Raw genomic sequence first — 25,032 nt, 5'->3', positions numbered from 1 at the left:
GGCCGGCCCGGGAGGGCGGGGTGTCAGAAGCCGTGGCGGGAGCCGCCGTCGACCGGGAGCATGATGCCCGTCAGGTACGAGGCCGCAGGCGACAGCAGGAACGCCGCCGAGCGGCCGAACTCCTCCGGGGTGCCGTAACGCCGCAGCGGAATGCCGGACTCGTTGGCCGCGCGGGCCGCCTTCGCATCGCCCGACAGGGCGTCGAGGTCGCGGACGCGGTCGGTGTCGATCCGGGCCGGCAGCAGCCCGACCACGCGGATGCCCCGAGGCCCGAGCTCCACCGACAGGGACTTGGCGAAGCCCGCCAGCCCCGGCCGCAGGCCGTTGGAGATGGTCAGGCCCGGGATCGGCTCGTGGACCGAGCCCGACAGCACGAAGGCGATGACCCCGCCCTCGCCCAGCTCGGCCGCCGCCGCGCGGGCCAGCCGCACGGCGCCCAGGAAGACCGATTCGAAGGCCGCGGCCCACTGCTCGTCCGTGTTGCTCGCCGCAGAGCCGGGGACGGGGCCGCCGACGCTGATGAGGATGCCGTCGAAGCGGCCGAAGCGTTCCTTCGCGGTGGCGACGAGCGCGGCCGCCGCCTCCGGGTCGGCGTTGTCCGCGGCGACTCCCACCGCGTCCGGTCCCAGCGAGGCCGCCGCTTCGGCGGCGCGCGCGGCGTCGCGGCCCGTCACGATCACGTTCGCACCGTCCGCCGCCAGTTCGCGTGCCGTGGCGAAGCCCAGGCCCCGGGTGGCTCCGGTGACGACGTAGACACGGTCTTTCAGTCCAAGATCCATGCCCGACACGCTACGCCGTCGGCGCCGGCTCCCGCGCGGGGATGGTGCCGGCCGCCGCGGCCGCCGCGCGGTCGCGCTTCTCCCGCCGTACGAGGACCAGCCAGCCCACCGGCACCGCCGAGGCGAACAGCCACCACTGCACGGCGTACGCCATGTGCGGGCCGATCGAGTCGTGGTCGGGCTCGGCGACCGTCTCCGGGCTGCCGCCCGCCGGGACCGGCGCGGTGAGTTCCAGGTAGCCGCCGAGGACGGGCTTGCCCAGGTACTCCGCCTGCTGGGCGCTGTTGATCAGCATCACCTGGCGGTCCGGCAGGCCCTTGCGGGCCTTGATGCCGCTGCCGGCGCTCGTCTCGTCGGCCTTCAGCCGCCCGGTGACCGTCACCTCGCCCGAGGGCGCGGCCGGAACCGGCGGGTACGCGCGCGGGTCGTCGCCGCCCGCGACCCAGCCGCGGTTGACCAGCACCACCCGGCCGTCGGCGAGCACGAGCGGGGTCAGGACGTGGACGCCGACCTTGCGGTCGTTGTCCGTCCGCATGCGGACGACGACCTCGTGCGCGGTGTCGTACGTCCCGGTGGCGGTGACGGCGCGCCAGTAGTCGGACCGCGGGACCTGGTGGCCGGGGGAGGTCACCTCGGTCATGGGTACCGGCTTCGCGGACAGGTTCGACGCGATCAGCTCGTTCTGCGCGACCCGGTGCTCATGGCGGTGGTACTGCCAGAACCCCAGCTTGATCATCGCGGGGATGAGGGCGAGGGCGATCAGGGTGAGGCACACCCATTGCCGGGTCAGCACAAAGCGGTACACGCCCACGACGGTACCCCCAGCCGGGAAGACCCCGGCGGCCGGGTGGCCGTCCGGGGTCGCGAAGGGGGAACCGGGGGAGGGTTACACGCGGTCGACGATGCCCACCTTCCCTTCCGCGCGGGCGCAGTGCGCCCCGCAGAACCACTGGCCCTCGACCTCGACGCCCTGCCCGATGATCTGCACCCGGCAGTGCTCGCAGATCGGCGCCATGCGGTGGATGGCGCAGGAGAAGCAGTCGAAGACGTGCACGCTGCCCTGCGCGTGCACCTCGAAGGACATGCCGTAATCGTTTCCGCAGACCTCACAACGTGCCATGCGCCACAGGGTGGGACCGGACGGGCCGAACGCGAAAGCGGGTGCCGGGCGAGTCGCCCGACGCTCACCCGTCTGCCGCAGCCACGTCCCGCAGCAGCTGGGTGAAGGCCGCCTCGTCGACCACCGGCGTACCGAAGGACTTCGCCTTGACCGTCTTGGAGGTGGCCGAGCCGGGGTCGTTCGTCACGAGCAGGCTCGTGAGCCGCGACACACTCGTCGCGATGTGCAGGCCCGCCTCGATCGCCCGGTCCTCGAGCAGCTCCCGGTCCACCGAGGTGTCACCCGAGAAGGCGATCCGCATGCCCTGCTTCAGCGGCTTGCCGTCCTCGAAGCGCCCCGGATTCGGGTGCGGGCACGGCGGCCGCTTGCGCGAGGGCCGCCAGCTGCTGCTGCTCCCGTACGAGGCCTGGTGGCCGACCCGCGGGGTGACGGGGGAGTCCGACCACTCCGTCAGCGGCCGGCATTCCAGCAGGGGCAGCCGTACGCCGTCCCGCGCGGCGGCGTGCAGCGACGGACGGAACGCCTCCGCGAGCACGCGGGCGTCGTCGAGCGCGTGGTGGGCACGCTGCTGGACCACGCCGAAGTGCGCGGCGAGCGACTCCAGCTTGTGGTTGGGCAGCGGGAGGTTCAGCTCCTTCGACAGGGCGATCGTGCACAGCCGCTGACGGACCGGCGCGGTCTCGGCGGCCCGCGCGTACTCCCGGGCGATCATCTGCCAGTCGAAGATGGCGTTGTGCGCGACCAGCACCCGGTCGGCGAGCCGGCCCGCGAACTCCTCGGCGATGTCCTTGAAGAGCGGCGCGTCCTGGAGCATGTCGCTGGTCAGCCCGTGGATCCACACCGGGCCCGGGTCCCGCTGCGGGTTGACCAGGGTGTACCAGTGGTCCTCCACATTGCCCTGCGCGTCGAGCCGGTAGACGGCGGCGGAGATTATCCGGTCGTCGCGAGCGAGCCCGGTCGTCTCCACGTCGACGACCGCGTACCCCTCGGGGTACGCGGTCGGCCACGTCGTCTCTGCGGTCGTACGGTCGTCGAGCATGGTCACAGAGGATATCGGCCCCCACCGACAGCCGTGGCCGGACGCCGATTCAGCCCAGCTCCGCCACGAGCTCTCCGGCGCTCACCCGGACGAAGGACCCGGGCACCTCGGACGGCCCCGGGAACAGCCGGTACGCCGTCCCCGAAGCCCCCGCCGGGGCCACGGTCGCGTGGGCGAGTGCGAGGAACACCCGCTTGCCCGCCGCCAGTTCGGCGGCGTGCGCGTCGGCGTCCGCCCGGGGCGTGCGCGCCTGCGGCGGCTCCAGGGCCGCGACCCGGGCGGCGAAGGCGGCCACCGGCTCGTCCGTCCCGGCCCGGTAGTGCCACAGCTCGTCCGGAAGCCCCGGAAGCGGTGCCCGGCGTACGACGGCCACCTCGCGGGAGCGGGCAGCCGCCCGCCACACCGCCAGGTCCCACAGGGTGGTGCGGGTGCCGGAGCCGAAGTGCTCCCAGACCTCGGAGGCGGTGACGGCGAGCAGGTCGCCGTGCGAGCCGACGCTCTGGAACCCGTCCGCCGGCGGCAGATGGACGTCCGCCCACAGCATCCGGCGGGCGCTCAGGTCCACCACCATCGGCATGCACACCCGGGATTGGCCCGCCAGGTCGAAGCGCTGGCGCACGGTGCGCGGATCGTAGGAGGAGTCGCGCGGGCCCCCGGCCGGCAGGGCCATGAAGCCGGCGAAGGCGTCGGGCAGCTCCTCGAAGGGCACGTTGTTGAAGCTGAACACCAGCGGGACCGCGTACACGTCACCCTGCCGGGCCAGCTTCGCCAGGTCCATGTCGACGTACTCGGTGGCCCCGGCCGGAGCCGGGGCGGAGGTGAGGTCGCCGGAGTGCACGGCGGCCCCCTGCCGGCCGTGCGCGAGGCTGGTGTAGTCGCACAGGCCGGTGAAGTTCCAGTCGGCGTCGAAGAAGGCGACCGACAGGTCCAGATCGGTCCGGTTGCCCTCCGGCTCCGTCCAGTGCAGGAACAGCCGCAGCACCTCGCCCTCCGGCAGCGTCTGCGTACTGCCCCGCGGAACCGCGACCAGGGACTTGGCGGAGCTGCGCTCGCCGAAGGGCACGGTGAGGTCCGCGAGGGCGGAGTCCAGGACGGCCAGGTCGTACGGATCCGCCCCGGCCGCCGCGAAACGGCGCAGTACCTCGCCCTCCAGCAGCGCCACGGTTGCCGCGACGAGTGGCGCGGGCAGCGGCGGGCGCGCCTCGGCCACGGACTGGGCGGAGGCGATCTGGCCCTTCGGGAAGAACACCCGGCGCCGGCCGGTGCGGTCCTCGGCGCGTACGCGCAGCGCCCCGAGCGCGGACAGCAGCGGACCCGCGCCGACGGCGGGCAGCCCGCGGTCCAGGGCGTCCGCCAGCTCCGGGACGAGCAGGTCGCCGGGGTGCAGGCGCAGCAGGTGGTCGAGGCGGCGTACGAGTTCCCCGGGGCGCTGTCCGGCGAGCGCGGCGGCGGCCCCCGCCTCCCCCCGGGCGAGGGCCTGTTCCAGCCGCCCGGCCCAGGTCGCGGGGCGGATCCGGTCGCCGTCCACGCGGGCGGCGTCCGGGTGTGCGGCGGCGGTCGCCCGCAGGGCCGCGCCGAGGGCCGAGGACAGCGGGGTGTCCCGCAGTACGGCGAAGGCGAGGGCGGCGCGCGGGTGCCGGGTGTGCTGCTCGAAGGGATGCAGGGTCTCGGCGGCCCGCTTCCAGGCGGTCGGGTGCCGCAGCAGGTCCTCGACGAGGTACGGGGCCGGCAGCGCGTCGAGCACGCCGAGCAGGGCGCGCCGCAGCGGCCGGGGCAGGGAGGTGAACCGGGGCGGCAGCGGCGTGAGCCCCGCGTCCCCGCCGGACAGCACGGCGAGCAGCCGCAGCACGTCGGTGGCGGTGGTCAGCCGCCGCAGCAGCGGTCCGCGGTCTTCGGCGGCGGGCAGCAGCGCGCCGAGGACCAGCGCCTTGGTCTCCCGTACGGGAATCTCCTCGGGCAGCTCCCCGGAACCGGCGGCGCTCACCGGCAGGAGGGTGAGCAGGTCCTCGCGGTCCTGTGGGGAGAGGGGGGTGCGCCGGGCGAGCAGCTCCGCCACGACCGCGCTCGCGTCGGCGGCGCGGTCGGCGCCGTGGCGCAGCAGCCGGGGCGGGCCGCCGGCACCGAGGTTCTTGGCGCCGGCGGGCCGGTAGGGCCGTAGGAACGGGTCGGCGGGGTCGATCCGCCGGTGGCAGAGCGGGCAGGCGCTGTAATCGGAGCCGTCCCAGCACAGCCGGCAGACCAGATGGGCGCAGGGGGAGACGGGGAAGACGGTGCGCTGCTCGCCGCACAGGACGCACGGCAGATCCGGCTCCTGGAGCAGGTGCGCGAAGACCCGGTGTATGTACAGCCGGTCGGTGTTGCGGGGCACGGTGGCGGGGAATCCGCGCCGGAGCGGGATGTGCGTGCGGTCCGAGCCGAGCAGTTCGTCGGCGAGGCCGGCCAGCCGTGTGTGGGTGCGGGCGAGTTGCTCGGAGGGGAGTGCGGCCAGGGCGTCGTAGAGGCCGGGGGAGAGGGTGAACCCGCGGTCCAGGAGCTCCGATTCGAGCCTGCGCAGGGCGGATCCGCCGGTGCGGGCGGCCTGGTGGGGCGTGGCGTCGACGTAGACCGTCTGGAGGCGGCGCAGCAGCACGGACTCGATGGCAGGCATGGGTGGTGTCCCTCCGCGAACGTGAAAACGGGGGCGGAGAGTGGGCGCGCAGGAACTTTTCGGAGAAGGTGAGAAGGAAGCGCGCCGGGGAGCCGCCCCCGTGTTCCCGATCTGATCACGGAAGGCGGCACGGGGCAAAGCGATTATCGGGCCGCCCGCAGCAGGGCCTGTACGAGGGCCCGTACGGACAGCAGGAACAGCCGTTCCGGATCCGCCGGGCGGGCCAGGGCGCGGGCCAGTTCCGGGTCGTCGGGAGCGGCGGCGGGGGTCCCCCCGGCGGAGCCAGGGGGAGGGTCCCAGAGCTCGCTCTCGGCGGGGGACTGGGCGGGGGAGCGCTCGCGGTTGCGCTCCACGAGCAGGAAGCCGACGATCTGGAACTGGACCGCGCGCACCGCGTCGGCGGCCCGGGCCCCGCGCAGCCCGGCCGCGTGCACCTCGTGGACCAGCGCCTGCTGGGCGGGCAGGAACATCCGCTCGGTGAGCCCGCGTTCGTGGACCATCGCGATCAGGTGCGGCCGCTCACGCAGTTCGCGGCGCAGGATCCGGGCCACGGAGAGGATCCGCTCGGTGGGCGTGCGGCCGGCCGGCCTGATCGCGCCCATGTCCTGGACGGTCCGCTCCACGAGGGCGTCCAGCAGTGATTCGCGATTGCCGACGTGCCAGTAGATGGAGGTCACCGCGGTGCCCAGCTCGGCGGCGAGTTTGCGCATGGTGAGGGCGGCCGGGCCGTGCTGCTTGACCAGGCGGGTGGCCGCCTCCAGTACCTCGTCGCGGGTGAGCGTGGTTCTGGCCATGGCCGTCCCGCCAATCTGTCGGATCGTCAATTCCGGCCGGTGCAGGGGTCTTTACCCTTCATCGACGGCGGTGTAACTGTGTTACAGAACCTCCCCCGGCTACCGCTGGGAGGTGCCCAGAAGGGTGGTGCGAGACATGGCACGCGTACGGTACGGAGCGCGCACCGAGGCCGAGATCGCGGCGTCGCGCGAGAAGAGTTCCCAGCTCCCCGACATCTGGTCCACCGGTGTGGTGGCGGTCTGGGAGAGCGACCCGGACGTGGTGGCGGCGGTCCTGCCGCCGCCGCTCAAGCCCGCCGAGCGGCCCCTCGTACGGGCCAACATCAGCAAGGTCGACCTGCCCGGCTACCCCCTCGGCGCCGGCTCGGTGGCCGTCGCCGCGCAGCACGGCGGGGTCGAGGGCTGGTACCCGCTGGTCATGCCGATGACCCACGAGCGGGCCCTGGTCGGCGGCCGCGAGGTCTTCGGCGAACCGAAGAAGCTGGGCGAGGTCGCGGTCGAGCGCGAGGGCCTCGTGGTACGGGCCTTTCTGGCCCGGCACGGGATCGCGTTCGTGGAGGTGCGCGGGGCGGTGGACCGCGAGCTGCCGCTGCCCGAGCCCGCCGCCAAGATCGACTTCTACTTCAAGTTCCTCCCCGCGGTGGACGGTTCGGGCTTCGACGCCGACCCGGTGCTCGTGCACGTCACCCGCAACGAGAAGGTCCGCAAGCTGGAGCACGTCACCGGTGACGTGGTCCTGCGCGAGTCGATGTTCGACCCCGTCGCCGATCTCCCCGTACGCCGGATCGTGGAGATCACCATCGGCGAGAAGACCACCGACCAGAAGGGCCGCGTCGTCGAGCGGGTCAGCGCCCAGGCCCTCCTCCCGTACATCCACCAGCGCTACGACGACCCGATGCAGATCCTCGACGGCCCGCCCGAGGGGAGCCTCTGAGATGCGGCTCGAACCCGGACAGGTGGCCGTCGTCACCGGCGCCGCGAGCGGCATCGGCCTCGCCTTGGCCCGCCGCTTCGCCGCCGAGGGGCTGAAGGTGGTCCTCGCCGACGTGGAGGAGGGAGCCCTGCGCAAGGCGGCCGACGAGCTCACCGCCGACGGCGCCCAGGTACTCGCCCGGCGGGTCGACGTCGGCGACCGCGACTCCGTGATCGCGCTCGCCGACGCCACGTACGAGACGTTCGGCGCCGTGCACGTGCTCTGCAACAACGCGGGCGTCGGCTCCGGCGCCGAGGGCCGGATGTGGCAGCACGAGCCCAATGACTGGACATGGGCGTTCTCCGTCAACGTCTGGGGCGTTTTCCACGGCATCCAGGCCTTCGTCCCCCGCATGATCGCGGGCGGCGGCCCCGGCCACGTCGTCAACACCTCCTCCGGCGACGGAGGCATCGCCCCGCTGCCCACCGCCTCCGTCTACGCCGTCACCAAGGCGGCCGTGGTCACCATGACCGAGTCGCTGTACGCCCACCTCAAGGCGGAGGGCGCGGCCATCGGCGCGTCCGTCCTCTTCCCCGGACCGCACATGCTGCGCACCGGACTGTGGGAGTCCCACCGCAACCGGCCCGAGCGGTACGCGAAGGAGCGGCCGCGCAAGACCCCGTACCGCAGCCTCGACCAGTACGAGGCCGCGATGAAGAAGGCCGGCCACGAGGTGGACTTCACCCCGGTCGAGGAGGTCGCCGAGCACGTCGTCGACGGCATCCGCGCCGACCGATTCTGGATGCTCCCGGCGAGCGAGCACAGCGACCGGCAGATCCGCGCCCGGTCGCAGTCGATGCTCGACCGCGCCAACCCCGCCTACCTGGAGAGCTTCATCCTCGACTGAGGAGCGTTTGCAGTGAGTGAGACCGTGAGCGACTGCACGTACGAAGACCCGTACCTGATCATCTCCTCCGACTGCCACGCCGGACTGCCGACCGAGCAGTACCGCCCCTACCTCGACTCCCGCTTCCATCCCCGGTTCGACGAGTTCCTCGGCCAGCGCGACGCCCGCCGCGCGGAGGCCACCCGCCTCGGCGTCCGCAACGAGGCCTTCGCCGAGAAGTGGTTCCACGATCACGAGGAAGGCCTCAAGGGCGGCTGGGACACGGCGCAGCGCCTGAAGGAACTCGACGGCGACGGAGTGGCCGCCGAGGTCGTCTTCCCCGACGCCGACGCCGTGGACAGCCAGACCGCCGCGCCCTTCGGGGTGGGCCTCGGGCTCTCCGGCGACCAGGACCCCGAGCTCGGCATGGCGGGCGCGCAGGCGCACAACCGCTGGCTGGCGGAGTTCGTCTCCGGGACCCCCGAGCGGCACTGCGGGGTCGCCCTGCTGCCCATCACGGGCGAGCCGTCGAAGGTCGTGGCCGAGATCCACCGGGCCAAGGAGTCCGGGCTCGGCGCGCTGATGATCCCCGCGATGTGGGTGGACAAGGCGCCGTACCACGACCGCCGCTACGACCCGGTCTGGGCGGCCGCGGCCGAGACGCAGATGCCGATCGTCACCCACTCGGGGTCCTCGCCCCGTCACGAGTACGGCGACCACCTGGGCATCTTCGTCTCCGAGGTCACCTGGTGGCCGGCCCGCCCGCTGTGGTTCCTGCTCTGGTCGGGGGTCTTCGAGCGGCACCCGGGCCTGAAGTTCGGCGTCGCCGAATCGGGCTGCTGGTGGCTGCCGAACCAGCTGTGGTTCATGGACCGGCTGTACCTCGGCGCGCACGGCGGCAAGAAGCTGTCGCCGTTCGAGGAGCTCAAGCGCCCGCCGAGCGAGTACCTGGACCGCCAGGTGTTCATCTGCGCGACGAACACCAAGCGGCGCGAGCTCGCGCAGCGCTACGAGATCGGCGTGGACAACATCCTGTGGGGATCGGACTTCCCGCACCCCGAGGGGACCTGGCCGAGCACCCGGAGCTGGCTGAAGAACACCTTCCACGACATCCCGGTCGGCGAGACCCGCCGGATGCTGGGCCTGGCGGCGGCGGACGTCTTCGGCTTCGACACGCAGAAGCTGGCCCCGATCGCCCGCCGCATCGGCCCGACCCCGGCGGAGCTGGGCCAGCCGGCCGACCAGGCGGCCGTGGAGTCCTCGTGGGCCCGCTCGAGGGAGACGGGCCGCCACTGGCTCACGGGCCACGACTTCCCGTCCCTGGGGGTGTCGCAGTGACGGGCGACCGCTACACGGTCATCTCGGCGGACTGCCATGCCGGCGCGGACCTGCTGGACTACAAGCCGTACCTGGAGAAGCGGCACCACGACGAATTCGACGCCTGGGCCGCCACGTACGTGAACCCGTACGAGGACCTCCTCGCGGACACCGCGGACCGCAACTGGAACTCCGCGCGCCGGCTGTCCGAGCTCGAGGCGGACGGCATCGTGGCCGAGGTCCTCTTCCCGAACACGATCCCGCCGTTCTTCCCGAGCGCGTCCCTGATGGCGCCCGCGCCGTCGGCGGCGGAGTTCCGGCTCCGCTGGGCGGGCCTGCGGGCCCACAACCGCTGGCTGGCGGACTTCTGCGCGGACGCCCCGGGCCGCCGCGCGGGCGTGGTCCAGATCCTGTTGAACGACGTCGAGGAGGCGGTGAAGGAGATCCGCCGCACGAAGGCGGAGGGTCTCAGGGGCGGCATCCTCCTCCCGGGCGCCCCGCCCGGGTCCGGAATCCCCGAGCTCTACTCTTCGGCGTACGACCCGATCTGGGCGGTGTGCGACGAGCTGGACGTCCCGGTCAACCACCACGGCGGCTCGGCGTCCCCGCCGCTCGGCGACGAACCGGCCGCCCGGGCCGTCTTCATGGTGGAGACGACCTGGTTCTCGCACCGCGCCCTGTGGCACCTCATCTTCGGCGGGGCCTTCCGCCGCCATCCCGGCCTGAAGCTGGTCCTGACGGAGCAGGGCTCCGGCTGGATCCCGGGGGTCATGGAGATGCTGGACTACTACCACGGCCGCCTGGTCGCGGCGTCGGCGACGGCGGAGGCCAAGTTCGGGGCGGGCCTGGCGGAATCCATGGGCAAGGGCCCGAGCGAGGTCTGGCGGGACAACTGCTTCGTGGGGGCGAGCTTCATGCGCCCCCACGAGGTCCCGCTGCGGGAGCGGATCGGCCTCGACAAGATCATGTGGGGCAGCGACTACCCCCACGACGAGGGCACCACCCCGTTCTCCCGCGAGGGTCTGCGCATCGCGTACGCGGGCCTCCCGCGGGACGAGGTCGCCGCGATGGCCGGCGGCAACGCGGCCCGTGTGTACGGCTTCGACCTGGCCCTGCTGGACCCGCTGGCCGCGAAGCACGGCCCGACGGTCTCGGAGATCGCCGAGCCGCTGACCCGGATCCCGGCCGAGGCGACCAGCCCGGCCTTCGCCCGAGGCGGTTCGGTCCGCGTCTGGTGACGGCGTGACCCCGCCGGGGCGGCTCGGCTCAATGCAGCCTGAGCCGCTCCGGCGGGAACAGCTCGGTGCCGAGCAGGGTGTTGGAGCCGTACACGTCGATGAGGAGGTCCCGGGCTCACCCGGGACGAGCTGTTGCTCGTCGCTCACCGTGAGGCTGATGTACGCGAGGTCCAGCGGCCACTCCTGCCGCGCCCTGCCGGTGGTCACCCCGAACAACTGAAGCCGCCCGTGCGATTCCGCGATGTACCGGGCGTACCGTTCCTCGAAGGCATACGCCGCTCCGTCCGCGCGCTCCTTCAGCTGCTCCAGCGAACGGGACAACTTTCCCGTCCTGCGGACCAGTTCCACATCCGCGCGGGCCCCGAAGCCCGGCAGGGTCGTCACGTACTCCACCGCGTGCACGCAGCACAGCCGGACCAGGTCGCGGAAGGCGGCCTCGGCCGGCTCGCTCAGGGCCGCGCCGGGCGGCGGCGGCAGCGCCGCCGCCAGCGCCGCCGGGTCCAGGTCCGCCGCGAAGAGGGCCTCCGCATCCAGCGTCCCCAGTGCGGCGAAGGCGTCTCCCACCGCCTCCACCGCCGCCAGGCGTTCGTGCTCCGGCAGGCGGGCGGTGGCCACGCCCAGCCGCCCGGCCAGCGCCTCGGCCAAGCGGCGGAGTTCCGGCTCGCCCAGCTCAGCCGGCCGCCGCCAGCGCGGGGCCGGAGCGTCCGGATCCGCCGCCAGCCCCGCCCCCGGCGTGCGGCCCAGCAGGGACTTCACCAGCGCCCCCGCCGCCGTCCCCGCCACCTTCAAAAGGACCGTCTCGAAGCCCGTCATCCCCTGCCCTCCCCTTGGCCCGGACATCATCGTGCGAACCCGCGGTAACCCCGATGGATACCGATCGGTAACAACCCCTAGCGGCGCCCTCGAACCCGCTCTATGGTGCGGGCATGCCGAACCTGCCCGATGTCGTGCTGTGGTCCATACCTGCCTTTGTGCTGCTCACCGTCATCGAGGTGGTGAGCTACCGGCTCCATCCCGACGAGGACGCCGCCGGCTACGACACCAAGGATGCGGTCACGAGCGTCGCCATGGGCCTCGGCAGCATCGGCTTCGACCTGCTCTGGAAGATCCCGGTCGTCGCGGTCTTCACGGCGGTCTACGAACTGACCCCGCTGCGCGTGCCGTTCCTGTGGTGGACCGCCCTGCTGATGCTCCTCGCCCAGGACTTCCTGTACTACTGGCAGCACCGGCTCCACCACGTCATCCGCATCCTGTGGGCCTGCCACGTGGTCCACCACAGCAGCAAGCGGTTCAACCTCACCACCGCCCTGCGCCAGCCCTGGACCAGCGCGACCACCTGGTGGTTCTACCTGCCGATGGTCGCCCTCGGCGTGCACCCGGCCGCGATCCCGTTCTGCTACGGCATCAACCTCCTCTACCAGTTCTGGGTCCACACCGAGCGCATCGGGAAGCTGCCGCGGGCCTACGAGTACGTCTTCAACACCCCCTCCCACCACCGCGTCCACCACGCCTCCCAGGGCGGCTACCTGGACCGCAACTTCGGCGGCATCCTGATCGTCTGGGACCGGATGTTCGGCTCCTGGGTCGGGGAGACCGACAAGCCCGTCTACGGGCTCACCAAGAACATCAACACCCACAACCCGCTGCGCGTCGCCACCCACGAGTACGCCGCCATCGCCCGCGACGTACGCGCCGCACGCAGCTGGCGCGAGCGCGCCGGCCGCGTCTTCCGCGGCCCCGGCTGGCAGCCCGCCCCCGCCCCGGGGGCCGAGAGCGCCGCCGCCCCCACCGCCGCCGAGCCCGCCCAGGCCTCGGAGCGCGCCGCGTGAGCGCCACCGAGTCCCGTACGCCCTCCTGGGCGCGCCCCGTGGTGGCCGCCGCCGACGGGGCGGCCGGCCGGATCCTGCTCGGCGCCTTCGCCGCCGCCACCGCCGTCGACCTCGGCTCGCTGCTGGCCGGCTGGCACCTCGGGCACGTCATCGCCAAGCCGCTGCTGATGCCGCTGCTCGTCGCCTACGTCTGCTTTCACAGAAGCGGGGGTACCCGCAGGGCGCCCCGGCTGCTGATCGCGGCCCTGCTGTTCGGGTGGGGAGGGGACCTGGCGCTGCTCTTCGACGCCGAGCCCGCCTTCCTCGTCGGCATGGGCTCCTTCGCCGCCGGACACGTCTGCTACCTCGTGCTCTTCGGCCGGCGCGGGACGCATCCCGCGCTCGGGGGCGCGTACGCCGTCGCCCTCCTCGGGACCGTCGCCCTGCTCTGGGGCGACCTGCCGGCCGGTCTGCGGATCCCGGTGGCCGGCTACAGCCTGCTGCTCACCGCCATGGCCTACCGCTCCAGCGCCCTCGGCCTGCGCGCCGGCCTCGGCGGGGCCCTGTTCCTGCTCTCCGACACGCTGATCGCCACCGGGGTCGCCGCATGGCCGCAGCTGCCCCGCCCGGACTTCTGGATCATGGCCACCTATGTCGCCGCCCAGTACCTGCTGGCCGCCGGGGCTCTCACCCCGACGCAGGCGTACGGTAGGGCAGTCCTACAAGACTGAACTACCTGATCCGGAGGGCTGCACCACCATGCGCGCCACCGTCATCCACGCCCCGCACGACATCCGCGTGGAGGAGGTGCCCGACGCTGCGATCCAGCGCCCCGAGGACGCCGTCGTCCGCGTCCTCCGCGCCTGCATCTGCGGCAGCGACCTGTGGGCCTACCGCGGCGAGTCCGAACGCCGGCCCGGCCAGCGCATCGGCCACGAGTTCCTCGGCGTCGTCGAGGAGACCGGCTCGGCCGTGTCCGGCCTGAAGGCCGGCGACCTCGTCGTCGCCCCCTTCATGTGGTCCGACGGCACCTGCGACTACTGCTCCGAGGGCCTCTTCACCTCCTGCGTGCACGGCGGCTTCTGGGGCTCGGTCGGCCACGACGGCGGCCAGGGCGAGGCCGTCCGCGTCCCGCACGCCGACGGCACCCTCGTGAAGCTGCCCGCGGACGCCGTCTCCGACGACCACCTGCTGACCGGGCTGCTCGCACTGTCCGACGTCATGGGCACCGGGCACCACGCCGCGCTGGGCGCGGGCGTCCGCAAGGGCTCCACCGTGGCCGTCGTCGGTGACGGCGCGGTCGGCCTGTGCGGGGTCCTGGCCGCCAAGCGCCTCGGCGCCGAGCGGATCATCGCACTGGGCCGCCACACCGTCCGTACGGACATAGCCAAGCTCTTCGGGGCCACCGACGTCGTCGCCGAGCGCGGCGAGGCAGCCGAGGCCGCCGTCCGCGAGCTGACCGGCGGCCAGGGCGCGCACGCGGTCATCGAGGCGGTCGGCACGGAGCAGTCCATGCGCACCGCCGTCAACATCACCCGCGACGGCGGGGCCATCGGCTACGTCGGCGTCCCGCACGGCAGCGGCACCGGCCTCGACCTCGGCGTGATGTTCGACCGCAACATCACCCTGCGCGGCGGCGTGGCGCCGGTGCGCGCGTACGTACCGGAGCTGCTGGAGGACGTGCTGAGCGGCGCGATCGACCCGGCGCCCGTCTTCGACCGGGCCGTGTCCCTGGACGAGGTCCCGGACGGCTACCGCGCGATGGACGACCGCAGCGCGCTGAAGGTGCTGATCAAGCCCTGACGGCCCCGGGAACGGACTGAGGGGCCGGCCCGGAGGGATTCCCCCCGGGCCGGCCCCTCCCGTTCAAGCGGCTACTTCACGGCCTTCAGCGCGTCCACCACGCCGTAGCCGTAGTAGCCGGTCTGGCCCCACTTGCTCTGGCAGGTGGTGGCGTCGACCAGCGCGCCCGTGCCGTCGTAGACCTTCTCCGGGCAGGCCGTCTTCGTGGCCTGGGCCTTCAGCATGGCCTGGAGCTGCGACGGCGTGGCCGTCGGGTGCGCGCTCTTGAGCAGCGCCGCCACGCCCGCGACGTGCGGTCCGGCCATCGAGGTGCCCTGCTTGTAGCCGTAGCCGCCGCCCGGCAGGGTCGACAGCACGCGGCCGTTGGCGTCCGGGGTGGCCGGTATCTGCCACTTGTCGCCGCCGGGGGCGGCCACGTCGACGACGCCCAGGCCGAAGCTGGAGTAGTACGACTTGAAGCCCTGGTCGCCGGTCGCGCTCACCGTGACCACACCCGGCAGCTGGGTGGGCAGGTCCAGGCACTCGTGCGGGTCGATCGTGCGCGGGACGGGGGTGCCGTCGTCCGGGCTCGTGTCGTCGACGATGGCGTTCGACGCCAGGTCGTGGTTCGAGTTGCCGGCCGAGGCCACGCTGAGGACGCCCTTGCGCTCGGCGTACTTGGTCGCCCGGCCGAGGGCCTCCACCAGCGCCTTCTGGTCGTCGTCCGCCTTGCAGTTGTAGAGCCAGGGGTCGACGTAGTAGCTGTTGTTGGTCACCTCGATCCCCTTCTCGGCGGCGAACATGAAGCCGCAGACGACCGCCTCGGTGAAGAACAGGCTGGTACCCGGCTCGCTCACCTTGATCGCGGCGACCTTCACGCCCGGCGCGACACCCGAGATGCCGATGCCGTTGCGCGCGGCCGCGATGGTGCCGGCCACGTGCGTGCCGTGGTCGCTGCCGTCGGCGTACGGGCGCCAGGCGCCCTCGGTGGTGTCCGCGACGCCGCCGACACAGTTGGCCGACTGGCTCTTGGAGAAGTTCGCGGCGAGATCCGGGTGGGTGTCGTCGACACCGGTGTCGATGACGCCCACGGTGACGTCCGGGCTGCCATCGTTGATCTTGTGCGCCTGATCGGCCTTGATCGCCCGCAGGTCCCACTGGTTGGGCTCCAGCGGCTCCTGACCGTCCGTGGCGGTCGCCGCCGCCTTGGCGGCGTCCGCCGCGCTCAGCTTCTGCGTCGTGCCCTCCTCGGTGGTCTGCACCGTCTTGAGGGGGGCCGTCCGGGTGGCGCCGACCGACACGAACAGGCCGCGCTGGGCGCGCAGCTGCTTGGCGAAGTCCGGGTTCTGGGAGTGTGCGACGACGACCCCGATCTGCTCATAGGACGTCACCACCGTTCCGCCGGCCCGCTCGATGGCCTTCTTCGCGGCCGTCACCGTGGCGTACGCGTTCAGGTTCGCGACGTACGAGAGCTTGGGGCCGGTGGTGTCGGGCTTCGTCGCGGCCGCCGTACCCGCCGTGTTGCCCAGCGGGGCGGCGGAGGCCGCGACCGAGGGCAGGAAGGCGAGCGAGGCGGTGAGCGCCAGGCCGACCGGTACGGCGATACGCCGGCGGCCAGGTCCCAGATGAGCCATGGGTTCTCCACATCATCCGTGAAAGAAGCCGTCCGCGCGTGTGCGCGCAGGACGACGGGTTCATGACACGTGAACCTAGTGCCGACGTTCGTCTTTCCGCCATCAGTTCGAGAAATCAGTGTCCAAAGAATCACCGGGTGTTGAACCGTCCCGCCGCGCCGGCCGTGCCGTTGACAGGGGGGATCGGCGTCACCGTCCCCCCACACGGAGGTTGTTTTGTCCGTCGTCCCCACCGCATCCGCGTCACAAGGAGAGCCCCCCGTGACCACCGAAGCAGCGCCGCCGCACGGCAGCGCGGGAACGCCCACGGCCGGCCCGACGGCCGAAGAGTTCGGAGCGGTCCAGCAGAGCGCCGAATTCGCCGAACTGCGCAGTTCCTACCGCTCCTTCGCCTTCCCGCTCACCGTGGCCTTCATCGCCTGGTACCTGCTCTACGTCCTGCTGTCCAACTACGCCGGCGGCTTCATGGGGACCAAGCTCTTCGGCAACATCAACGTCGCCCTCGTGTTCGGCCTCGCCCAGTTCGCGACGACCTTCCTCATCGCCTGGATGTACTCCCGGCACGCCGCCGCGAAGCTCGACCCCAAGGCCGCGGCGATCAAGGCGCGGATGGAGGCCGGCGAATGAGCGGCGCCCTGCACCTCGCGACGAACACCGCCGCCGGGGCCACCGAGCACCGGCCGCTGATCATCACCCTGTTCGGGCTGTTCGTCGTCGCCACCCTGATCATCACGATCTGGGCCGGCCGCCAGACCAAGGGCGCCGCCGACTTCTACGCGGGCGGCCGCCAGTTCACCGGCTTCCAGAACGGCCTCGCCATCTCCGGCGACTACATGTCCGCCGCGTCCTTCCTCGGCATCGCCGGCGCCATCGCGCTCTTCGGCTACGACGGCTTCCTCTACTCCATCGGCTTCCTCGTGGCCTGGCTGGTCGCCCTGCTGCTCGTCGCCGAGCCGCTGCGCAACTCCGGCCGCTACACGATGGGCGACGTCCTCGCGTTCCGGATGCGCCAGCGGCCCGTCCGCACCGCCGCCGGCACCTCGACCATCGTGGTCTCGATCTTCTACCTGCTCGCCCAGATGGCCGGCGCCGGCGTGCTCGTCTCGCTGCTCCTCGGCATCACCAGCGACGGCGGCAAGGTCGCCGTCGTCGCGCTGGTCGGCGTCCTGATGATCCTCTACGTCACCATCGGCGGCATGAAGGGCACCACCTGGGTCCAGATGATCAAGGCCGTCCTGCTCATCGCGGGCGCCCTGCTCATCACCTTCCTGGTGCTGCTGAAGTTCCACTTCAACATCTCCGACCTGCTGGGCAAGGCGGCCGAGAACAGCGGCCAGGGCGCCAAGTTCCTGGAGCCCGGTCTCAAGTACGGCAAGGACGCGACGACGAAGCTGGACTTCATCTCGCTCGGCATCGCCCTCGTCCTCGGCACCGCCGGCCTGCCGCACATCCTGATCCGCTTCTACACGGTGCCCACGGCCAAGGCCGCCCGTAAGTCCGTGAACTGGGCCATCGGCATCATCGGCGCCTTCTACCTGATGACCATCGCCCTCGGATTCGGCGCCGCGGCCCTGCTCAAGCGCACCGACATCATCGCCTCGAACAAGGCCGGCAACACCGCCGCACCGCTGGTCGCCCAGGAACTCGGCGGCGGCTCGGGCTCCACCGGCGGTGCGGTCCTGCTCGCCGTGATCTCCGCGGTCGCATTCGCCACCATCCTCGCGGTGGTGGCCGGGCTCACCCTCGCCTCCTCCTCTTCCTTCGCCCACGACCTGTACGTGAACGTGATCCGCAAGGGCAACGCCACCGAGCAGGAGGAGGTCCGGGCGGCCCGCTGGTCCACGGTGGTGATCGGCGCCGTCGCCATCGGCCTCGGAGCCCTGGCCCGCGACCTCAACGTCGCCGGCCTCGTCGCCCTCGCCTTCGCGGTCGCCGCCTCCGCCAATCTGCCGACGATCCTCTACAGCCTCTTCTGGAAGCGGTTCAGCACCCAGGGCGCACTGTGGTCGATCTACGGCGGCCTCGTCTCAGCGGTCGTCCTGGTGCTCTTCTCTCCCGTCGTCTCCGGAAAGCCCACCTCGATGTTCAAGGACGCCGACTTCTACTGGTTCCCCCTGGAGAACCCGGGCATCGTCTCGATCCCGCTCGGCTTCCTGCTGGGCTGGCTGGGAACCGTCCTGTCGAAGGAGAAGGCCGACCCCCGGAAGTTCGCGGAACTTGAGGTCCGCTCCCTTACCGGAACAGGAGCTCACTGAAATACTCCATGCACGCAGCGTGGCCGCGTCGTACTTCTCTACGACGCGGCCACGCCGCGTCTCGTTCATTTGGGCATCCCTACGCGTCACAGGCGTCGCGTAGGCTCGATTACGGCGCCAGGCGTTACTCCAAGGTGGCGCGAACCTCTATGAACCGGACAGGGGAGGGGGCCCAAGATGCTTCTCGACACCTACGGCCGCGTGGCCACTGACCTGCGCGTCTCACTCACCGACCGGTGCAATCTGCGCTGTACGTACTGCATGCCCGAGGAGGGTCTGCAGTGGCTCGGGAAATCGGATCTGCTGAGCGACGAGGAGATCGTCCGGCTGATTCGGATCGCCGTCACGCAGCTCGGGATCACCGAGGTCCGCTTCACCGGAGGCGAGCCGCTGCTCCGCCCCGGCCTGGTCGGGATCGTGGAGCAGTGCGCGGCCCTGGAGCCCCGCCCCCAGATGTCCCTGACCACCAACGGCATCGGCCTCAAGCGCACCGCACAGGCGCTCAAGGCCGCCGGCCTGGACCGGGTAAACGTTTCGCTGGACACCCTGCGGCCCGAGGTCTTCAAGACCCTCACCCGGCGTGACCGGCACCACGACGTCATCGACGGCATGGCCGCCGCCCGCGAGGCGGGCCTGACCCCCGTCAAGGTCAACGCCGTCCTGATGCCGGGCCTGAACGACGACGAGGCCCCCGACCTGCTCGCCTGGGCCGTGGAGAACGAGTACGAGCTCCGCTTCATCGAGCAGATGCCGCTCGACGCCCAGCACGGCTGGAAGCGCGACGGCATGATCACCGCCGGAGACATCCTCGAGTCGCTGCGCACCCGCTTCACGCTCACCGAGGAAGGCGCCGAGGAGCGCGGATCCGCCCCGGCCGAGCGCTGGGTGGTCGACGGCGGCCCGGCCACCGTCGGCGTGATCGCCTCGGTGACCAGGCCCTTCTGCAGCGCCTGCGACCGCACCCGGCTCACCGCGGACGGCCAGGTCCGTACGTGCCTGTTCGCCACCGAGGAGTCGGACCTGCGCGGAGCCCTGCGCTCCGGCGCGCCGGACGAGGAGATCGCCCGCCTGTGGAAGGTGGCGATGTGGGGCAAGAAGGCCGGGTCCGGTCTCGACGACCCGTCCTTCCTGCAGCCCGACCGCCCGATGTCCGCGATCGGCGGCTGACGGCCGGCCCGGCCGTCCCGGGCGCCGTCCCGGCTAGAGACGCTCCGAGCCCTCCGGCTGGACCCACTCGTCGAGCTTCACGACGTCCTTGAGGAAGCCGCGGACCCCCAGGAACCGGGAGAGGTGTTCGCGGTGTTCCTCGCACGCCAGCCAGGTCTTGCGGCGCTCCGGCGTGTGCAGCTTCGGGTTGTTCCATGCCAGGACCCAGACGGCCGCGTCGCGGCAGGCCTTGGCCGAGCAGGTGGGCGCATCCGCGGAACGAGCGGAACGAGCGGAATGAGCGGCGTCGGGGGAGTCAGGGGAGTTCACGCCTCAACCCTACAAACCCCTGTCACGGAAGGGCGACGCCGAGCAGCCACGGGGGGAGCTGCCCGGCGTCGGTCCGTCGCTCCGACGGGGGATGCGGAGCGCGTAGGCAGTATGTCACGCAGGACCCGGTGCGGTGCACCGGAACTTCATGATTGATCTGAGCTTTTCTTGAGGTTTCCCGTGTTCAGTGCCGGACGCACAGGTGACGGGATGAAGTGAGAGGGCAGCGAGGGAGTCGACTCGCGCCCCGCATTGGCGATGACCACGGCCACGTACGGCAGCAGCGCGCCCGCGATGAGCGTCACGATCGCCACATGACGTTCCACGTTCCACAGGATCACCGTCGCCAGGACCGACAGCGTTCTGATCGACATCGAGATGACGTACCGGCGCTGCCGTCCCCGCACGTCCTCGTCGAGGCCCATCCGGGCTCCGGTGATCCGGAAGACCTCGGCTCCGTTCCGCTTCTTCCGCTCCACGCTCCACCCGCCCGATCCGCCTCCCGGACACTCCCGGTCCGGCCCCTCCCACCGTACGCCGCCCGCCCCGCGGCGAGGAGAGGGGGTGTCCCCCGAACGGGGCTGTCCGAAATGCGCAATACGCCGGACGGGTCGAAACTGGGCCCACATGCGCACAACGCGCCACGAGGAGGCTCGACATGCAATGGTTGTGGGCGATCATCGTCGGCTTCGTGCTGGGTCTCATAGCCCGGGCGATCCTGCCGGGCAAACAGCATCAGCCCCTCTGGCTGACCACCCTCTTCGGCATCGTCGGCGCCATCCTCGGCAACGCCGTCTCGCGGTGGATCGGCGTCGAGGACACCAGGGGCATCGACTGGACCCGGCACTTGCTGCAGCTTGCCGGAGCCGTCCTGATCGTGGGCCTCGGCGACATGGCCTACATGGCCATCCGGGGCGGCAAGAAGCAGATGACCTGAGGGCGGCATGACGGAGGGGCCGGCCGGACGACTGTCCGCACCGGCCCCTCCGCCGCGCTCAGGCCTCAGGGCTCAGGCCTCGTGCCTCAGACGACAGGCATCGGCCGTCAGGCGCCCGCGACCTCGACCGCCGCCAGATTCTTCTTGCCGCGGCGCAGCACCAGCCAGCGCCCGTGCAGCAGGTCCTCCTTGGCGGGGACCGCGTCCTCGGCGGTGACCTTCACGTTGTTCACGTAGGCGCCGCCCTCCTTCACGGTCCGGCGGCCGGCCGACTTGCTCGCCACCAGCCCGGTCTCCGCGAGCAGGTCCACCACCAGGCCGAGCTCCGCGACCTCGGCGCGCGGCAGCTCGGACAGGGCCGCGGCCAGCGTGGCCTCGTCCAGGTCCGCCAGCTCGCCCTGGCCGAACAGCGCCTTCGACGCGGCGATCACGGCGGCGCACTGGCCGGCGCCGTGCACCAGGGTGGTCAGCTCCTCCGCCAGCGCCCGCTGGGCGGCGCGCGCCTGCGGCCGCTCGGCGGTCTGTGCCTCCAGCTCCTCCAGCTCCTCGCGGGTCTTGAAGGACAGGATCCGCATGTAGGTGGAGATGTCCCGGTCGTCCACGTTCAGCCAGAACTGGTAGAACGCGTACGGCGTGGTCATCTCCGGGTCCAGCCAGACGGACCCGCTCTCGGACTTGCCGAACTTGGTGCCGTCCGCCTTGACCATCAGCGGGGTCGCCAGCGCGTGCACCTGGGCCTGCGGCTCCAGGCGGTGGATCAGGTCGAGACCGGCCGTCAGGTTGCCCCACTGGTCGGACCCGCCCTGCTGCAGGGTGCAGCCGTAGCGCCGGTACAACTCCAGGAAGTCCATGCCCTGGAGCAGCTGGTAGCTGAACTCGGTGTAGCTGATGCCCTGGTCGGACTCCAGCCGCTTGGCGACCGAGTCCTTCGTCAGCATCTTGTTGACGCGGAAGTGCTTGCCGATGTCCCGGAGGAACTCGATGGCGGACATCCCCGCCGTCCAGTCCAGGTTGTTCACCATGACGGCCGCGTTCTCGCCCTCGAAGGACAGGTACGGCTCGATCTGGGTGCGCAGCCGGCCCACCCAGTTGGCGATGGTCTCCGGGTCGTTCAGGGTCCGCTCGGCGGTCGGCCGCGGGTCACCGATCTGCCCGGTGGCCCCGCCGACCAGCGCCAGCGGCCGGTGCCCGGCCTGCTGGAGCCGGCGTACGGTCAGCACCTGCACGAGATGCCCCACGTGCAGCGAGGCGGCCGTCGGGTCGAAGCCGCAATAGAAGGTGACAGGACCGTCCGCGAACGCCTTGCGCAACGCTTCTTCGTCGGTGGACTGGGCGAACAGCCCACGCCACTTCAATTCGTCGACGATGTCCGTCACGGTCTCTCGACTCCTTCAAATGATGATTGCGTCACGCCAAGGATTCAGTCTAGGTGGATCAGACGCCCTTGCTGACCGAGCTCATGTTGAAATCCGGGATCCGCAGCGCGGGCATCGCGGCGCGGGTGAACCAGTCGCTCCATTCACGCGGCAGGGTCTTCTCGGTCCGGCCCGCCTCCGAGGCCCGCGACAGCAGGTCCACCGGCGATTCGTTGAACCGGAAGTTGTTCACCTCGCCGACGACCCGGCCGTCCTCCACCAGGTAGACGCCGTCCCGGGTCAGGCCCGTGAGCAGCAGTGTCGCCGGGTCGACCTCGCGGATGTACCAGAGGCAGGTCAGCAGCAGGCCCCGCTGGGTGCCGGCCACCATCTCCTCCAGCGACTTGTCTCCGCCGCCGTCCAGGATGAGGTTCCCGAAGCCGGGCGCGATCGGCATCCCGGTCATGGCCGCGGTGTGCCGGGTCGTGGTCAGCCGGGCCAGCTCGCCGTCCCGGATCCACTCGGTCGCCGGGACCGGCAGGCCGTTGTCGAAGGCCGAGGCGTCGTCGCCCGAGCTGTGCGCGATCACGAACGGCGCGGATTCCAGGCCCGGCGCCATCGGGTCGCTGCGCAGGCTCAGCGGCAGCCCGGACAGCTTCTCGCCGAGGCGGGTGCCGCCGCCGGGCTTGGAGAACACCGTCCGGCCCTCCACCGCGTCGCGGGCCGCCGCGGACCACATCTGGTAGATCATCAGGTCGGCCACCGCGGTAGGCGGCAGCAGGGTCTCGTACCGGCCGGCGGGCAGGTCGATCTTCCGCTCGGCCCAGCCCAGGCGTACGGCCAGCTCCGCGTCCAGCACGGTCGGGTCCACGTCCTTGAAGTCCCGGGTGGAGCGGCCGGCCCAGGCCGAGCGTTGCCGGTCGGGGGACTTCGCGTTGAGCTCCAGGGTGCCGTTCGGCTGGTCGTGGCGCAGCCGCAGCCCGGCCGAGGTGGCGACGTACGTGGAGACCAGCTCGTGGTTCGCGAAGCCGTACAGCTCCCGGCCGCCCGCGCGGGCCCGGGCGAAGGCCTCGCCGAGGGCCGGGGCGAAGTCCGCGAACACCGCCGAGGAGGTCTCGGCCGGGGCGTCGGTGAAGTCCGGCGAGGACGGGGTCCCGGTGACCAGCGGCTGGGCGTCCTCCGCCGGGCCGGCGCCCCGTGCGGCGGCCTCGGCGGCCCGGACCAGCGGCTCCAGGTCCGCGGCGGTCACGGCGGAGCGCGAGACGACCCCCGAGGCCGTGCCCTCCTTGCCGTCGACCGTGGCGATGACCGTCAGGGTCCGGCCGCGGGTGACGCCGTTGGTGGTGAGCGCGTTGCCCGCCCAGCGCAGATTGGCCGTCGACTCCTCGTCGGCGATGACGACACAGCCGTCGGCGGTGGACAGCTCCAGGGCCCGCTCGACGATCTCGTGCGGCTTCGTACGGCTCATCGGCCGGCCTCCTGCGTGGTGTTCAAGATGTTCACGTCGCGGAACAGCGCGGACGGGCAGCCGTGCGAGACCGCCGCGACCTGGCCCGGCTGGGCCTTGCCGCAGTTGAAGGCGCCGCCCAGCACGTACGTCTGCGGGCCGCCGACCTTCTCCATCGAGCCCCAGAAGTCGGTGGTCGTGGCCTGGTAGGCGACATCGCGCAGCTGCCCGGCCAGCTTGCCGTTCTCGATCCGGAAGAACCGCTGCCCGGTGAACTGGAAGTTGTAGCGCTGCATGTCGATCGACCAGGAGCGGTCGCCGACGACGTAGACGCCGCGCTCCACCCCGCCGATCAGGTCCTCGGTGGACAGCCCGCCCGGATCCGGCCGGAGCGAGACGTTCGCCATCCGCTGGACGGGCACGTGCCCGGGGGAGTCGGCGAAGGCGCAGCCGTTGGAGCGCCCGAGGTCGGTGAGCTTCGCGATCCGCCGGTCCAGCTGGTAGCCGACCAGCGTGCCGTCCTTGACCAGGTCCCAGCTCTGCGCCTGGACGCCCTCGTCGTCGAAGCCGACGGTGGCGAGCCCGTGCTCGGCGGTGCGGTCACCGGTCACGTTCATGATCGAGGAGCCGTACCTGAGCTTGCCCAGCTGGTCGAAGGTGGCGAAGGAGGTCCCCGCGTACGCCGCCTCGTAGCCCAGCGCCCGGTCGAGCTCGGTGGCGTGGCCGATGGACTCGTGGATGGTGAGCCACAGGTTGGACGGGTCCACGACCAGGTCGTAGCGCCCGGCCTGGACGCTCGGCGCCCGCATCTTCTCGGCGAGCAGCCCGGGGATCTGCTCCAGCTCGGCGTCCCAGTCCCAGCCGGTGCCGGTCAGGTACTCCCAGCCGCGCCCGGCCGGCGGGGCGATGGTGCGCATCGAGTCGAACTCGCCGGTGGTGGCGTCCACGGCGACCGCGGTGAGCTGCGGGTGGATCCGCACGCGCTGCTGCGTGGTCATGGTGCCCGCGGTGTCGGCGTAGAACTTGTTCTCGTGCACGGCGAGCAGCGAGGCGTCGACGTGCGCGACCCCGTCGGCGGCCAGCAGCCGGGAGCTCCAGTCGGCGAGCAGGGCCGCCTTCTCCGCGTCGGGCACCTCGAACGGGTTCACGTCGTACGCGGAGATCCACGTCTTGTCGGCGTGCACCGGCTCGTCGGCGAGCTCGACCCGCTCGCCCGAACCGGCGGCCTTGATGACCTGGGCGGAGAGCTTCGCCATGGCCACGGCCTGCGAGGCCACCTTGGCGGCGCCGTCCATGGTCAGGTCCACACCGGAGGCGAACCCCCAGCTGCCCCCGTGCACCACGCGGACCGCGTAGCCGAGGTCGGTGGTGTCGGAACCGCCGGAGGGCTTGGCGTCCCGCAGCCGCCAGGAGGCGCTGCGGATCCGCTCGAGCCGGAAGTCGGCGTGGTCGGAGCCCAGCGCGCGGGCCCGGGCGAGCGCCGCGTCGGCGAGCGCCCGCAAGGGCAGCGCGGTGAAGGCCGCGTCGATGGAATGGGGCACGGAAGTCCTCCCGGGGTCGGGGCCGGTCGCCTCGATCATGTCGCGCTCGGGGCGCTTGTGCCTA

At 71.9% G+C, this 25,032-nt stretch carries 23 protein-coding genes; 11 read left to right on the top strand and 12 right to left on the bottom strand.

What is annotated here, in order from left to right:
- Positions 1-23: 23 nt before the first annotated feature.
- The 6 genes from AB0I68_RS00270 to AB0I68_RS00245 form a co-directional block, all read right to left on the bottom strand.
- The gene (locus AB0I68_RS00270; protein ID WP_363174894.1) at positions 24-779 is read right to left on the bottom strand and encodes an SDR family oxidoreductase; all 756 of its coding nucleotides are present in this window, start codon (positions 777-779) and stop codon (positions 24-26) included.
- A gap of 10 nt (positions 780-789) precedes the next feature.
- Entirely contained in the window at positions 790-1,584 is a 795-nt protein-coding gene (locus tag AB0I68_RS00265; protein WP_363174893.1) for an SURF1 family protein, read from the bottom strand.
- An 81-nt stretch (positions 1,585-1,665) separates the two neighbouring features.
- Positions 1,666-1,899 carry a hypothetical protein gene (locus tag AB0I68_RS00260; protein WP_078613516.1) on the bottom strand — a complete coding sequence of 78 codons (234 nt, stop codon included), beginning with the start codon at positions 1,897-1,899 and terminating at the stop codon, positions 1,666-1,668.
- A 64-nt stretch (positions 1,900-1,963) separates the two neighbouring features.
- Positions 1,964-2,938 carry a DEDDh family exonuclease gene (locus tag AB0I68_RS00255; RefSeq protein WP_363174892.1) on the bottom strand — a complete coding sequence of 325 codons (975 nt, stop codon included), beginning with the start codon at positions 2,936-2,938 and terminating at the stop codon, positions 1,964-1,966.
- Positions 2,939-2,987: 49 nt separating this feature from the next.
- The gene (locus tag AB0I68_RS00250; RefSeq protein ID WP_363174891.1) at positions 2,988-5,585 is read right to left on the bottom strand and encodes an MXAN_6230/SCO0854 family RING domain-containing protein; all 2,598 of its coding nucleotides are present in this window, start codon (positions 5,583-5,585) and stop codon (positions 2,988-2,990) included.
- Between the two features lie 143 nt (positions 5,586-5,728).
- The gene (locus AB0I68_RS00245; RefSeq protein WP_363174890.1) at positions 5,729-6,379 is read right to left on the bottom strand and encodes a helix-turn-helix domain-containing protein; all 651 of its coding nucleotides are present in this window, start codon (positions 6,377-6,379) and stop codon (positions 5,729-5,731) included.
- A gap of 136 nt (positions 6,380-6,515) precedes the next feature.
- On the opposite strand from AB0I68_RS00245, the gene AB0I68_RS00240 reads away from it, so the two are divergent.
- The 7 genes from AB0I68_RS00240 (at position 6,516) to AB0I68_RS00210 (ending at position 14,344) form a co-directional block, all read left to right on the top strand.
- Entirely contained in the window at positions 6,516-7,313 is a 798-nt protein-coding gene (locus tag AB0I68_RS00240) for an acetoacetate decarboxylase family protein (RefSeq protein ID WP_363174889.1), read from the top strand.
- A gap of 1 nt (position 7,314) precedes the next feature.
- Positions 7,315-8,199 (top strand): SDR family NAD(P)-dependent oxidoreductase, encoded by an 885-nt coding sequence (locus tag AB0I68_RS00235; RefSeq protein ID WP_363174888.1) that lies wholly within the window; start codon positions 7,315-7,317, stop codon positions 8,197-8,199.
- 24 nt (positions 8,200-8,223) lie between these two features.
- Positions 8,224-9,516, top strand: coding sequence for an amidohydrolase family protein (locus AB0I68_RS00230; protein WP_363175353.1), 1,293 nt, complete (start codon positions 8,224-8,226; stop codon positions 9,514-9,516).
- Positions 9,513-10,733, top strand: coding sequence for an amidohydrolase family protein (locus AB0I68_RS00225; protein WP_363174887.1), 1,221 nt, complete (start codon positions 9,513-9,515; stop codon positions 10,731-10,733). The genes AB0I68_RS00230 and AB0I68_RS00225 overlap by 4 nt, the downstream gene beginning before the upstream one ends.
- A 926-nt stretch (positions 10,734-11,659) precedes the next feature.
- Complete coding sequence (locus AB0I68_RS00220) at positions 11,660-12,562, top strand: sterol desaturase family protein (RefSeq protein WP_363174886.1); 903 nt, start codon at positions 11,660-11,662, stop codon at positions 12,560-12,562.
- 41 nt (positions 12,563-12,603) lie between these two features.
- Positions 12,604-13,272, top strand: coding sequence for a lysoplasmalogenase (locus AB0I68_RS00215; protein WP_363175352.1), 669 nt, complete (start codon positions 12,604-12,606; stop codon positions 13,270-13,272).
- Positions 13,273-13,300: 28 nt separating this feature from the next.
- A complete protein-coding gene (locus AB0I68_RS00210) occupies positions 13,301-14,344 on the top strand; it encodes a zinc-dependent alcohol dehydrogenase family protein (RefSeq protein ID WP_363174885.1) in 1,044 nt (347 codons plus the stop codon).
- 71 nt (positions 14,345-14,415) lie between these two features.
- On the opposite strand, the gene AB0I68_RS00205 is transcribed toward AB0I68_RS00210, so the two are convergent.
- Positions 14,416-15,957 (bottom strand): S8 family serine peptidase, encoded by a 1,542-nt coding sequence (locus AB0I68_RS00205; protein WP_363174884.1) that lies wholly within the window; start codon positions 15,955-15,957, stop codon positions 14,416-14,418.
- Positions 15,958-16,218: 261 nt separating this feature from the next.
- Here AB0I68_RS00205 and AB0I68_RS00200 point away from each other — a divergent pair, with 261 nt between their 5' ends.
- From AB0I68_RS00200 to moaA, 3 genes are all read left to right on the top strand, one after another.
- The gene (locus tag AB0I68_RS00200; RefSeq protein ID WP_363174883.1) at positions 16,219-16,584 is read left to right on the top strand and encodes a DUF485 domain-containing protein; all 366 of its coding nucleotides are present in this window, start codon (positions 16,219-16,221) and stop codon (positions 16,582-16,584) included.
- Positions 16,581-18,212 carry a cation acetate symporter gene (locus AB0I68_RS00195; protein ID WP_363174882.1) on the top strand — a complete coding sequence of 544 codons (1,632 nt, stop codon included), beginning with the start codon at positions 16,581-16,583 and terminating at the stop codon, positions 18,210-18,212. Before AB0I68_RS00200 ends, AB0I68_RS00195 begins: the two co-directional genes overlap by 4 nt.
- 177 nt (positions 18,213-18,389) lie before the next feature.
- A complete protein-coding gene (gene moaA, locus AB0I68_RS00190; RefSeq protein ID WP_363174881.1) occupies positions 18,390-19,379 on the top strand; it encodes a GTP 3',8-cyclase MoaA in 990 nt (329 codons plus the stop codon).
- 33 nt (positions 19,380-19,412) lie between these two features.
- On the opposite strand, the gene AB0I68_RS00185 is transcribed toward moaA, so the two are convergent.
- Both AB0I68_RS00185 and AB0I68_RS00180 read right to left on the bottom strand, forming a co-directional pair.
- On the bottom strand, positions 19,413-19,688 hold the full coding sequence (locus AB0I68_RS00185) for a hypothetical protein (protein ID WP_363174880.1): 276 nt from the start codon (positions 19,686-19,688) through the stop codon (positions 19,413-19,415).
- A gap of 146 nt (positions 19,689-19,834) precedes the next feature.
- On the bottom strand, positions 19,835-20,167 hold the full coding sequence (locus AB0I68_RS00180) for a DUF3099 domain-containing protein (protein ID WP_363174879.1): 333 nt from the start codon (positions 20,165-20,167) through the stop codon (positions 19,835-19,837).
- A 179-nt stretch (positions 20,168-20,346) separates the two neighbouring features.
- On the opposite strand from AB0I68_RS00180, the gene AB0I68_RS00175 reads away from it, so the two are divergent.
- Positions 20,347-20,625, top strand: a complete 279-nt coding sequence (locus tag AB0I68_RS00175) for a GlsB/YeaQ/YmgE family stress response membrane protein (RefSeq protein ID WP_363174878.1) — start codon at positions 20,347-20,349, stop codon at positions 20,623-20,625.
- A gap of 107 nt (positions 20,626-20,732) precedes the next feature.
- On the opposite strand, the gene tyrS is transcribed toward AB0I68_RS00175, so the two are convergent.
- From tyrS to AB0I68_RS00160, 3 genes are read right to left on the bottom strand one after another with little or no spacing between them, the layout of a single operon-like run.
- Positions 20,733-22,001, bottom strand: a complete 1,269-nt coding sequence (gene tyrS / locus AB0I68_RS00170) for a tyrosine--tRNA ligase (protein ID WP_363174876.1) — start codon at positions 21,999-22,001, stop codon at positions 20,733-20,735.
- Between the two features lie 58 nt (positions 22,002-22,059).
- Positions 22,060-23,448, bottom strand: a complete 1,389-nt coding sequence (locus AB0I68_RS00165) for a metallopeptidase TldD-related protein (RefSeq protein ID WP_363174875.1) — start codon at positions 23,446-23,448, stop codon at positions 22,060-22,062.
- Complete coding sequence (locus AB0I68_RS00160) at positions 23,445-24,968, bottom strand: TldD/PmbA family protein (protein ID WP_363174874.1); 1,524 nt, start codon at positions 24,966-24,968, stop codon at positions 23,445-23,447. The genes AB0I68_RS00165 and AB0I68_RS00160 overlap by 4 nt, the downstream gene beginning before the upstream one ends.
- Between the last annotated feature and the right edge of the window lie 64 nt (positions 24,969-25,032).

The organism is Streptomyces sp. NPDC050448, from assembly GCF_040655295.1.
Classification (GTDB): Bacteria; Actinomycetota; Actinomycetes; order Streptomycetales; family Streptomycetaceae; genus Streptomyces.
Note: the sequence above shows the minus strand (reverse complement) of the source record. Positions and strands in the feature narration are given on the sequence as shown.

Excerpts from the sequence above, each read along its gene's own strand:
- AB0I68_RS00270 (WP_363174894.1), bottom strand. The coding sequence starts at position 779 with ATGGATCTTGGACTGAAAGACCGTGTCTACGTCGTCACCGGAGCCACC.
- AB0I68_RS00260 (WP_078613516.1), bottom strand. The coding sequence starts at position 1,899 with ATGGCACGTTGTGAGGTCTGCGGAAACGATTACGGCATGTCCTTCGAG.
- AB0I68_RS00255 (WP_363174892.1), bottom strand. The coding sequence starts at position 2,938 with ATGCTCGACGACCGTACGACCGCAGAGACGACGTGGCCGACCGCGTAC.
- AB0I68_RS00250 (WP_363174891.1), bottom strand. The coding sequence starts at position 5,585 with ATGCCTGCCATCGAGTCCGTGCTGCTGCGCCGCCTCCAGACGGTCTAC.
- AB0I68_RS00245 (WP_363174890.1), bottom strand. The coding sequence starts at position 6,379 with ATGGCCAGAACCACGCTCACCCGCGACGAGGTACTGGAGGCGGCCACC.
- AB0I68_RS00240 (WP_363174889.1), top strand. The coding sequence starts at position 6,516 with ATGGCACGCGTACGGTACGGAGCGCGCACCGAGGCCGAGATCGCGGCG.
- AB0I68_RS00235 (WP_363174888.1), top strand. The coding sequence starts at position 7,315 with ATGCGGCTCGAACCCGGACAGGTGGCCGTCGTCACCGGCGCCGCGAGC.
- AB0I68_RS00220 (WP_363174886.1), top strand. The coding sequence starts at position 11,660 with ATGCCGAACCTGCCCGATGTCGTGCTGTGGTCCATACCTGCCTTTGTG.
- AB0I68_RS00210 (WP_363174885.1), top strand. The coding sequence starts at position 13,301 with ATGCGCGCCACCGTCATCCACGCCCCGCACGACATCCGCGTGGAGGAG.
- AB0I68_RS00205 (WP_363174884.1), bottom strand. The coding sequence starts at position 15,957 with ATGGCTCATCTGGGACCTGGCCGCCGGCGTATCGCCGTACCGGTCGGC.
- AB0I68_RS00195 (WP_363174882.1), top strand. The coding sequence starts at position 16,581 with ATGAGCGGCGCCCTGCACCTCGCGACGAACACCGCCGCCGGGGCCACC.
- moaA (WP_363174881.1), top strand. The coding sequence starts at position 18,390 with ATGCTTCTCGACACCTACGGCCGCGTGGCCACTGACCTGCGCGTCTCA.
- AB0I68_RS00175 (WP_363174878.1), top strand. The coding sequence starts at position 20,347 with ATGCAATGGTTGTGGGCGATCATCGTCGGCTTCGTGCTGGGTCTCATA.
- AB0I68_RS00165 (WP_363174875.1), bottom strand. The coding sequence starts at position 23,448 with ATGAGCCGTACGAAGCCGCACGAGATCGTCGAGCGGGCCCTGGAGCTG.